Raw genomic sequence first — 10,685 nt, 5'->3', positions numbered from 1 at the left:
CTAGATCTTTTTAACTAAGATTTCGTTACCAGAAGTATACACTATTAGCTCATCTCCTTCTACTATTTCCCCCGATAAAACTAACTTAGCTAGATTATTTTGAATGCATTCTTGTATTACCCTTTTCAGAGGCCGCGCTCCATATTCAGGGTCATATCCAGTTTGTGCTATTAGTTCTTTAGCTTCTTGCGATAAACTAATACTCAGTTTACGCTTAGCAAGCATCTTTTGTAAATAAGAGAATTGAACATCTATAATTTTATCAATGTCATCTTTGGTTAAGCTGTGGAATATAATAATTTCATCCAGTCTATTTAAAAATTCTGGACGAAACGCTGACTTAACTATTTTCATCACCTCATCTTTCACAGATTCGGTAGCTCCTCTTAGCATCACCTCAGCACCAAGGTTAGAAGTTAGAATCAGTATGGTATTGCGAAAATCAATCAATTTACCGTGGCTATCGGTGAGCCTGCCTTCATCCAAGATCTGCAGCAATATATTAAATATATCTGGATTTGCCTTTTCTATCTCATCAAACAAAATTACCTGATATGGTCTTCTCCTTACTGCCTCAGTTAACCTGCCACCTTGTTCATAGCCAACATATCCTGGAGGCGCACCAATTAACTTTGAAACGGAGTGTTTTTCCATATATTCTGACATATCAAAGCGTAGAAGTGCTGATTGATCATCAAACAAAAATTCGGCAAGGGATTTTGCCAACTCTGTTTTTCCAACTCCGGTTGGACCTAAGAATAAAAATGAACCAAAAGGTCGATTAGTATCCTGAACACCAGAGCGGGAGCGCCTTACTGCATTACTTATCGCTTCAATTGCATCTCTCTGCCCTATTACTCTTTTTCCTATTTCATTTTCCATGTTAAGGAGCTTTTCCTTTTCACTATGTATCATGTTATCAACTGGAATGCCTGTCCATTTTGAAACAATATTTGCAATATCACTCTCAGTAACTTCTTTCTTTAGGAAACTATCAGTAACTTTTTCCTGATTTTTTAACTCATTTTCAAGTTGAGGAATCACACCATACATCAATTCCCCTGCCCTTCCTAAATTTCCATTACGCTGAGCCAGTTCCAACTCTTTTCTCGAGTTATCCAATTTTTCAGCTGTTTCTTGTATTTTAGCTATCTTATTCTTTTCCATCTGCCATTTACTGCTTAAGTCAGCAAATTTACTGTTTAGACTCTCAATTTCCTCATTTATCTTTTTTAAACGTTGCTTAGAGTTTTCATCACTTTCTTTTTTCAAAGCCTCTGATTCAATTTTTAGTTGTATAATCTTTCTCTCAAGTTCGTCAATAACCTCAGGTTTGCTATCCATCTCAATTCTTACTCTGCTTGCTGCCTCATCAATTAAATCAATCGCTTTATCAGGTAAAAATCTATCTGTTATATATCTATTAGAAAGCGTTGCAGCAGCAATTATTGCACCATCTGTGATTCTAATACCATGATGCACCTCATATCTCTCCTTCAAACCTCTCAGTATTGAAATAGTATCAGTTTCAGTTGGTTGAGAAATAAACACAGGCTGAAAACGCCTTGCAAGCGCAGGATCTTTCTCTATATGTTGACGATACTCATCTAAAGTTGTAGCTCCTATACAGCGAATTTCTCCACGTGCAAGAGCAGGCTTTAGCAAATTTGAAGCGTCCATTGCACCACTTGTTGCTCCTGCTCCAACTAAAGTATGAAGCTCATCTATAAATAAGATAACTTTCCCCTCTGCTTTTGAAATATCATTGATTACTGCTTTTAATCTTTCTTCGAATTCTCCTCTGAATTTTGTTCCAGCAATTAACGCACCTAGATCCAAAGCTAAAACTTTTGCATCACGCAAACCAAGTGGTACATCATTTGCAACAATTCTGTTTGCTAAACCTTCAACTATTGCAGTTTTTCCAACACCAGGTTCACCTATCAGTACTGGATTATTTTTTGTTCGCCTCAACGATACCTGCATAGTTCTTCTGATTTCCTCATCACGACCAATTACAGGATCAAGCTTACCTTGCATAGCAAGCTCTGTAATATCTTTTGTATACCTCTTTGCCGCATTTAATTTTTCCTCGCTATTTGGAGAGTCTGCACTGCCACCTTTTCTCATTTCTGCAATAACTGAATTTAATTTTTGCGGTGTTACACCACCTTCTGCTAAAATTTTACCTACAATTTCATCTTTTTGTGCAGCAAGGCCCTGCAGTAACCGCTCAACAGTAACAAATGTGTCTTTATTTCTCCTCGCAATACCAATTGAATCATCAAAAACTTTTGCTACCTCTCTTGAAAGCTGAAGTCCACCACTACCTGGTCCTCCAACCACTGGAAACTTTTTAATTGCACTACTCACAGCATCAGAAATATTCTGAACATTTCCACCACAAGCGCCTATCAAATCCTGAACTAAACCTGACTCATCTTCAAGCATTACTTTAAGTAAATGTTCAGGCATAAAAATCTGATGCCCAGCTCCCAATGCTTTCATTTGAGCGCTCTGGATTAGGCTTTTTGCTTTTTCGGTAAATTTATTCAAGTCCATAATACAAATTTAACTCATACTTGCTGGTATATATAACAACTACTTTCTCAATTTTAAACTTAAAGTCATTCATCAATAAAAATTTTCTAAGTTCATACAAAACAAGAAAAAGCAGATTCTCTACAAAAGAGAAAACTTATATTAAAATATTAATTTGTTTTAAAACTAAACTAATATTAAGATATAAAGCATATAGCTTAATTTTTTTATAAAAGAGCAATGAATATCAATGATTTTAACATAAAGAACTTAACAACAATTTCTATAGTACAAGAAATAAAGAATGGCGTTAGGCTTGTTCCAGACATAATCAAACCTGGAATACAGGGTATATTTTAGGTTCTGTCGCATCTATAAACCATAGGAAAGAAGATCATTAAAGGTGGGATTATAGGAGTTATGAAGCCATTAACATAGCAAAATTCTCAAAAGTAGAAACATTATTTAATAATTTGTCTTTTTTGAATCATACGAATATTTTCTATGCCTGTGATGGTAATCTTTGCGGAATGGAAGCTTTTAAACCCAAGCATTGGCTTTATTAGTTTTTTGATAAATCTATCAACAATATTATTTAGATATTTTATTTGAAGAACTGTAATCTTCAGAAATTTCTGCATTCAAATCATCAAGAGCAGCAGTATTACTGCCGCTTTTATCAATTACAATTTTCTCAGGAAGATAGTTACTCCTGAAGGCTTTACGAAAGAATGCAAGTGCTGCAGACTTGTCTCTACTAACACACAAGAGGAAGTCTACAGTATATAAATAAACCCATTTACCGTTTAATTTAATGTAAGTCTCTCCAACTACTACCAACCTGCTTCTTTCTTTTCCTTACTGCCTCATCTATCAGTGGTGATAACCCACCTTTGTAACGTAGCATTTTGCTCCCCTTATACTCATCATTTCTTCCAAATCTCGATAGCTCAAAGAGAATCGACATTTCATGTATACAGATAACATCCGCTGAAAAGCTAAATCCTTTGAAATATGGCAACAATTTTTGATTGATACGAAACATCTTTGCTTTTTTTTTAGACAATTATATCATTCTTCTTTCGACTTCCCTACAAATGCGACAGAACCGAAAAACTTCCTCTTATGGCTGTAAAAATGTTATGATAAGAGCTAATGTTCATGAGTAGGGAAATACCAAAATATTACTATCTTCCATCTTTTCTCTTTTCAATTCGTGCAACCATTTCTTTTACACTTACATTCGTGGAAGGTAAATTTTTGCTGGCAAGATGGTTGATCGAAGATTTTTTATTCCCTACTGGAAATGAACGAGATTGTTTTCTCTTCACACTGATATCCGTTTGTGTTACTGAAGTAGTTTTGTTTTCAGCAGGCAACACGTTCTTTACTTGATTTCGCTCAAATCTTTCTTTTAATGCCTTTACTTTACTACTCTCGCGAGTCACTTCTTTTTTCATAGCAACTACTAGTACTTTTGGTCCATCAGCTTTTTTTGCTGATTCTTTACCATCTTGATTTTCAGATTTTAGTGGTAGTATAGGGTTACTCTCAGCTGATTTTTCCACTACTATTTTTTGCTCTGTGCTTACTTTTTCGCCTAAATCTTTAGGCTTTGGTGGTACTGCAGGTTTATCTTTTTTCGGTTCTTGTCTAATTTTTTGATTGGCAGTAAACATTTTCTCTGGTACTGGTGGTACTCTTGGTGGTTTTGGTGATGCAAGAGATTGAAGTTGTTGTTTCTTCCTATGTGCTCTTTTTGCTTCTATATGTTCTTTAGGAATTGTTGCATAAATCGGCTCCTCTTTAATTGATTGTAGATTACGCAAATCTTTTGTTAAAGATTTACTTTTTTCCTCTTGATAATTTGATATTTCTTCATACTCAGGATCTTCGTTTAATGAACCTCCATAACCTGAATCTTCTCGCTCATATAAGAGATTTTTCTTTTGCTGTCTATTTTCTAAATTTATTCCATATGACCATATTTATCTTGACTTCTTTCTATTCGCTCTAAATCTGAAATTTTTTGAATAACATCTGTATATTCGATTACTGTTCTAGCAGTTGAAGGAGGCAATTTATCTTTTATAAAATTACTTATATTCCTAATCGAAACATCTCTTCCTAATATTCTATTGAATATCCTAAGAATTAATGGCTTTTTATTTACCTTCTTTACACAATTATTCAAGTCATCACGTATAACAAGCTTAGCTACATCTTCTGCCTTATCTGTAAAACCCTCTAAAGCATGAGATAAATCTGTTACTGTTTTACCATATTGTTTCTCTGAATTTCCTAGCTTTATAGCTTTGATCAGAGAATCGAGATTTTTTTTATAATCCTCACTTTTAAATGGATCATTCATACTAATTGTAATATTTTATTGAAATATAGATCTAAAATATTAAGATCTAGTGAATATTACTTTTTTAGTTCATATATAGCTATAGTTATACGGCGATAATGCGTAGCAGAATAACGATTTCGTCATTCTAGTATCTGCTGTTACCCCTTATCTAGGTGTGTAAAAGTGAAATCTAGTTTCGCTATATAACACAAGTCTCATACAAGTAGCTTCTCGATTGAGAGTTGTCTTCTGCATTGAGCTCAACATTATTTACTACTTTTTCAGTAATAATTTCGGCAAACTCAGGAGAAAGTTCTTTTGCAGAAAATGCAGCATGTACAGCATTTTTAACAAAGAAACACGTAGCAAGTGCAAATACTGCTGTTGGTACACAGCACCAAGGAGAAGCTATACTAAAAAAGTTGTAGAAGCTACTAAAGTAAATATTGCTTGAAGCATAATATACTGTTTATCAATGCCAACATATTCAGCCATCAATTTTCTAACTTTGTTATTGCTGCCGTATGGCAAAAAAATATCTTAATAAAAGCTGTTACACTATTACTAGCAAGATATCAATCACGCTCTATTGGATCTACATTTTGATTTAAAATCGCCTATTTTCTTGCACCTTTTTGCCATTCATAGAATGTTAACTTTAAACCTCTTGGCTACACATGCTCTACTTTCCCCTACATCCAATGCTTTTTTCCTTAAATCATAACTATATGCTGCTGGCATTCACATCTCCTCACTACTTTACCTATTCCATCATGTTCCGACTATTAGGAAAAGAGCTGTAATTTTCAACACTAACAAAACTACTTCCTAATCTTTTACACAGCAACCTATAGAACCTCCAACTTCAGGAAAATAGTTGAAAGACAATCAAGGAAACAAACCTTTCTTCTTCATTTTGATTGGTTTCTTATTTCTCTAAAGTTTTAATGTATTCCGTTAAAGCCCTGAATCCAATGTTAGAAACTGTATCTTTTGTTATAAAACGCTAATTCTGGATGGCTTTGTTGCATAGCACTGATAGGCATGTAAATCACAGTGAATTACGCAGCTAATTTAAATTTAGCCATACCTATATCAGTAAATTTGTTCAATAAGTAGCACTTAATTAACAGCTCTTTTTCACGATTTACCTCTGATTTATTTTTCAAGCCAAACCCAAATATTTGCTTCAACCTATAGAAAAAGACTTCAATATAAGACCGTGCTCCATACTTAACTTTTTTCTTCCATTCATTAATACCATCTTCATAATTCTCATATGACCTAATTCTACTAATATACTTGTTTCTTTCTGATAAGTAGTCAGCTAAACAAATTTTAGTATCCTTCCTAGGGCGAATAATAGGCACAATATTGTATTTTCTGCATTCTTTATACACACTTTTTATATCATAAGCCGCATCTGCTCGAATAGAACAAATGTTATATTTATCACTGACTTCTTCTAACATATCGCAGACCGGCAAATAGTCTACAGCAACACCACTAGTGTAGTTCATGCTTATTGCTTTCTTATCATTTATGTTTAAAACAACATGTAATTTTCTTACTTGACCATAACCACTGTATTTCCTTTTTCGAATATTAAGCTTACTATGCCCACCGTTATTATTGTAGATACTAACTCTAGTGCTATCTACGGCAATTTCAACATTTTCCAGATCATCTTTATTGCTTCTATGGTCATCAATCTTCAAATTAAGCTTTTTAAATCTTCTGGAAGCTTGTGTATAGCTGATAATCTTAAGTTTTTTGCCTATTTGTACCATATAACCTTTTACAAAACCTACAGCTTGTCTCAAGCCAATTCTAAAAAGATGAACTATTATGTGTATTAAAATTACAACTTTATCACTATAAGTGTTATTGCCACCTGCAACTTTTGGACTATTTTCATACCAATTTTCTATGGCTTGATTAACAAAATGAAAAACATTTCCTCTTTTTTTGAGAAACTCGTTATATTCTCTTTGGTTACTTACTCTCATTTTTTGTGGCATAAGTTGTACTTGTTTGAAAAATGCCTATTTTACAACAAAATGCGTTAGTAGCCATATATTAAAAAGCTTTTCTTCTTACAATAACCTCAACCAACACTAGCTATGCAACAAAGCCATCCAGAATGGCTTTGTTGCATCGCTACCTATGAAAGGCTAACTATACAAGCAACTTATTGAAAATCTTATTTTTTTGCAGTCAATCTGATCAAATTTAAGAATAGTAATTTATTGTTTGTATTAGTAAATTTAATTCTACTTAAAATAGCTAAAGCATTGAAATTATTGAATTTTAGCTAGATTAGTGAATGGTAGTAAAATTTCTTTTACTCAAATTTAGATATTCACTGACCGTCCTTACTATAAATGCTAGAATAATAAGCTACTGATATTCTTCATCTTTTTTATCTTTAATCCGCCGTAGATAGCGATGCAACAAAGCCATCCAGAATTAGCGTTATAAAGGCTATTTCCTTCAATTTTTGATGTAAACTAGGTGGCAACCTTAACACTGACTGTGCTGGCCCTGGTTTTCTAACAGTAGATAAGGCTTCCTCATAAACAGATTCAAATTCTCTAATTGCTTTTAAATCGTCTGATTCAACAATACCCATACCTTTGCGAGAGGCACGTGAAATTGCAATTCGCTGACTCAAAAAACTATCGAACCTTGTTAAGTTGTCAAAACAGCTTAAAAAAGCATCACATTCTTCAATTCCTGTTTTAGTTACAACTGGATTAGTATTCATTCGATTAAGTAAGATTCTTGCTTGAAAGTTTTTGTTACAACTCTGAGCACCGGCAACTAAGTTGCTCAGAGTGTTAAACGTCCACATATCAGGTGCAGATGGAAGAATCGGAAATATAGCTAGATTAGCTAATGATAAGGCAGCCCTTAAAGTTTCATCTGCTCTTCTTGCGTCAACAATAATATCTTGATATTTGGACTGTAAAGCTTGTAGCTCATTTCTGATTATTACACCAATGTTAATTTGGCCTAACACCTTGTGAATACTGTTAATTTTCGGTAAACTTTTGTCCTTGTCTCGCTGGGATGCCCACAAGGTAGCTAGCATTAATGGGTCAAGATCATAGAGAAGGACATTTCTACCTTCCCTAGCACGCATCACCGCTATATTTGTGGCTATGGTCGTTTTACCAGTACCACCTTTTTGACCACCAACAACTATTATCATAACACACCTCATAATATTTTAATTCACTTGGCGTCTACTAAAAAATCAATAAGGGCAGTTTACATAATCCCATTTCAATGTTCAAGAAAAAGTGCTCCGGTGCTCATTCTTTGTTTATAAATAATATTCTTAATTCAATCCTTTGCTTTCTTCTCAATATATCTACATATCAGAATAGACAGCTCATATAATACCAACATTGGAATTGCAAGCCCTACTTGGCTTAGTACATCAGGTGGAGTTAAGATTGCAGCAATAATGAAAATTACTACTATCGCAATTCTACGTTTATTTGACAAACTTTGTGCAGTGATTAGCCCTACTCTCACCATTAAGGTTAGTATGACTGGAATTTGAAATGCAGTACCAAACGCAAACATGAATTGAAGAACAAGGTCTAAATATTCACTAACTGATGGCATAAACTCTATTGGTATACCGAAAGATTTACCGCTATGTTCAAAAGCAATAAAAAATTTCCAGGCTAGGGGAAATATGTAGTAGTAAACTACAGCGGCTCCCGTTACAAACAAAACCGGTGTTGCAATTAAGTATGGCAATAACACTGCCCTTTCTCTTTTATATAAGCCAGGTGCTAGAAACATATAGAATTGCCATGCAAACACAGGAAAAGAAAACAACAGTGCACTCATTATTGCAACCCTGAGATATACAAAAAACGCTTCTGTTAAGTCTGTATAGATTAGAGAAAAATCATTGCTATCTTTTGTAACTTCTATTAAAGGTGCAAGTAAAAAGCGGTATATATTTTCTTTAAAGTAGTAACAAAACCCGAAGGTAACACAAAAAAATAGAAAGCAAAAAATAACCCTTTTTCTAAGTTCCGCAAAGTGCTCATAAAATGAAGCATATTTTTGTGAGTTTTCGTTCATACTTTACAATAAAGATATATCTAACATTCTCAGTGAAAAAGCCCATTCATTATCGTACCACGCTGCAACTCTACAGATATCACCTGTGACATATGTACCAGCTAAATCCACAATTGCACTATAAGGGTTATGGACAAAGTCTATTGAAACTAAAGGCTCGTTACATATGGAAAGCACATGATTTGCTGAATTCTTAAACATTTCATTTATTTCTCCAGCTGTTACCTTCTTATCAGTCGTAAATTTAAAATCAACCATAGAAACGTTGCTAACCGGAACTCTAATAGCAGTACCATCTAGCTTACCCTTTAACTGAGGAATGACAGAACCAATTGTTTTTGCTGCTCCAGTTGTAGTTGGCACCATAGAAAGGCCACAAGCTCTTGCCCTACGTAAGTCTCTATGGTTGCCATCAAGAATATTTTGATCATTCGTATAGGCATGTATAGTGGTCATAAAACCGCTTTTTATACCTAAATTGGAGTGTAAAACGTGTACAATCGGAGCCAGACAGTTTGTAGTACAAGAACCTGCTGAGATCACTTTATGCTCCTTTTTTAGCATATCGTTATTTACGCCGTAAACTACAGTTACATCAGCATCTGAAACTGGAGCAGAGACAATTACTCTCTCTGCATTATGCTTTGCTGCTTCCGCACGCTTGTTGAATGCACCAGTGCATTCAAGCACTACATCAACATTCCAAGGAATATTTTCAGGGCTACGTTCTCTATATAAAGAAAATTTCCTGCCATTTATAGATAGCCAATTTTCAGACTCGTTAAAATCAATATCGCCGTTAAATTTGCCATGAACAGAGTCATATTTAATCAAATGTGCATGCTGCTCAGCACTGAGCGACCCATTTACCGCCACAACTTCTATTTGCTCGCTATAGTTTTCTACTTCAAAAATAGCACGCAATACACTTCTGCCTATTCTACCAAGACCATTAATTCCTACACGAATTGTCATTTTTCCATCTTAAAAGTTTAATTATAGAGGATATTGCCTGATATTTCATTCTATTCTTTTAGCTGTTAATCCTAATGTTATAATATATTGATTGACTAAAGAAACTGTATCACTTAATTAATAATATCTAAATTTTAACTTGGAGTAGGTTATGCATGGATTACCAATGACAAATTCAGATAATCAGTATCAGCAAAGAAAAATAGAAGCATTGCAAAAAGAAAATAAAGGACTGTCAGAAAAAGTGAAAACACTACAGAAAATGTCAGTGCTGCACAATGAAATGCTAGTAATGCTACAGTGGAAATCAATACCAGAGAAACTGCGCACAGAAATATTAAAAAAACTGCTAGAAACACCTCAAGAAGCAGCAGCATTTCAATTAGAAGAAAGAGATGAAGATCAGCAAGTAATAGAAGACATACTGGATATGCAAGAAGAATTTGAATCTTCACAAAATTTGGAAATGCGGGAGTGTTAAATAAACCATACGCGTCAAGTTAAGGAAAAGTGGTATAAGGAAGAAAGGAAACGAAAAAAAACTATTTTATATATTAAGTAATAAAGTTATTAATTTATAGATTCTTCTGAAAAAATCATCTTCTTCTAGATAAGAACTCCCTAAAAAAATAAATGTAACAAATAAAATGCCCATCTCAAATGTTGCTATATTTCACGATATTTCCTTAACTTGACGCGTATGGTTAAA

9 protein-coding genes and 2 pseudogenes are annotated in these 10,685 nt (G+C 34.0%); 2 read left to right on the top strand and 9 right to left on the bottom strand.

What is annotated here, in order from left to right; translation table 11 throughout:
* From clpB to ONG75_RS01400, 4 genes and pseudogenes are all read right to left on the bottom strand, one after another.
* A complete protein-coding gene (gene clpB, locus ONG75_RS01415) occupies positions 1–2,562 on the bottom strand; it encodes an ATP-dependent chaperone ClpB (RefSeq protein ID WP_264375574.1) in 2,562 nt (853 codons plus the stop codon).
* Between the two features lie 397 nt (positions 2,563–2,959).
* Positions 2,960–3,586 (bottom strand): annotated as a pseudogene (locus ONG75_RS01410) (IS6 family transposase).
* A gap of 142 nt (positions 3,587–3,728) precedes the next feature.
* Positions 3,729–4,370: a hypothetical protein gene (locus tag ONG75_RS01405; RefSeq protein WP_264375573.1), complete on the bottom strand. Its 642-nt coding sequence runs from the start codon at positions 4,368–4,370 to the stop codon at positions 3,729–3,731.
* 140 nt (positions 4,371–4,510) lie between these two features.
* Positions 4,511–4,912, bottom strand: coding sequence for a hypothetical protein (locus ONG75_RS01400; protein ID WP_264375572.1), 402 nt, complete (start codon positions 4,910–4,912; stop codon positions 4,511–4,513).
* Between the two features lie 236 nt (positions 4,913–5,148).
* Between ONG75_RS01400 and ONG75_RS01395 the strand changes: the two genes are divergently transcribed.
* Positions 5,149–5,322, top strand: a complete 174-nt coding sequence (locus ONG75_RS01395) for a hypothetical protein (RefSeq protein WP_264375571.1) — start codon at positions 5,149–5,151, stop codon at positions 5,320–5,322.
* A 160-nt stretch (positions 5,323–5,482) separates the two neighbouring features.
* Here the strand turns inward: ONG75_RS01395 and ONG75_RS07765 are convergent.
* From ONG75_RS07765 to gap, 5 genes and pseudogenes are all read right to left on the bottom strand, one after another.
* A pseudogene (locus ONG75_RS07765) lies at positions 5,483–5,635 on the bottom strand (IS630-like element ISWpi11 family transposase); the annotation flags it as partial.
* 320 nt (positions 5,636–5,955) lie between these two features.
* Complete coding sequence (locus ONG75_RS01385) at positions 5,956–6,915, bottom strand: IS5 family transposase (protein ID WP_264375556.1); 960 nt, start codon at positions 6,913–6,915, stop codon at positions 5,956–5,958.
* Between the two features lie 407 nt (positions 6,916–7,322).
* The gene (locus ONG75_RS01380; RefSeq protein WP_264375570.1) at positions 7,323–8,108 is read right to left on the bottom strand and encodes a nucleotide-binding protein; all 786 of its coding nucleotides are present in this window, start codon (positions 8,106–8,108) and stop codon (positions 7,323–7,325) included.
* 134 nt (positions 8,109–8,242) lie between these two features.
* Positions 8,243–9,001, bottom strand: coding sequence for a twin-arginine translocase subunit TatC (gene tatC / locus ONG75_RS01375; RefSeq protein ID WP_010401503.1), 759 nt, complete (start codon positions 8,999–9,001; stop codon positions 8,243–8,245).
* A gap of 3 nt (positions 9,002–9,004) precedes the next feature.
* Complete coding sequence (gene gap / locus ONG75_RS01370; protein WP_264375569.1) at positions 9,005–9,976, bottom strand: type I glyceraldehyde-3-phosphate dehydrogenase; 972 nt, start codon at positions 9,974–9,976, stop codon at positions 9,005–9,007.
* 151 nt (positions 9,977–10,127) lie between these two features.
* On the opposite strand from gap, the gene ONG75_RS01365 reads away from it, so the two are divergent.
* Entirely contained in the window at positions 10,128–10,457 is a 330-nt protein-coding gene (locus tag ONG75_RS01365) for a hypothetical protein (protein ID WP_064085722.1), read from the top strand.
* The last annotated feature ends 228 nt before the right edge of the window (positions 10,458–10,685 follow it).

The organism is Wolbachia endosymbiont (group B) of Sphaerophoria taeniata, assembly GCF_947179355.1.
In the GTDB taxonomy this organism is placed as follows: Bacteria; Pseudomonadota; Alphaproteobacteria; order Rickettsiales; family Anaplasmataceae; genus Wolbachia.
This window is presented reverse-complemented; position numbering and strand designations above follow the sequence as displayed.

Bases quoted from the DNA above. Each gene is read 5' to 3' on its own strand.
- ONG75_RS01365 (WP_064085722.1), top strand. From the start codon at position 10,128: ATGCATGGATTACCAATGACAAATTCAGATAATCAGTATCAGCAAAGA.
- tatC (WP_010401503.1), bottom strand. From the start codon at position 9,001: ATGAACGAAAACTCACAAAAATATGCTTCATTTTATGAGCACTTTGCG.
- ONG75_RS01400 (WP_264375572.1), bottom strand. From the start codon at position 4,912: ATGAATGATCCATTTAAAAGTGAGGATTATAAAAAAAATCTCGATTCT.
- clpB (WP_264375574.1), bottom strand. From the start codon at position 2,562: ATGGACTTGAATAAATTTACCGAAAAAGCAAAAAGCCTAATCCAGAGC.
- ONG75_RS01380 (WP_264375570.1), bottom strand. From the start codon at position 8,108: ATGATAATAGTTGTTGGTGGTCAAAAAGGTGGTACTGGTAAAACGACC.
- ONG75_RS01385 (WP_264375556.1), bottom strand. From the start codon at position 6,915: ATGCCACAAAAAATGAGAGTAAGTAACCAAAGAGAATATAACGAGTTT.
- gap (WP_264375569.1), bottom strand. From the start codon at position 9,976: ATGACAATTCGTGTAGGAATTAATGGTCTTGGTAGAATAGGCAGAAGT.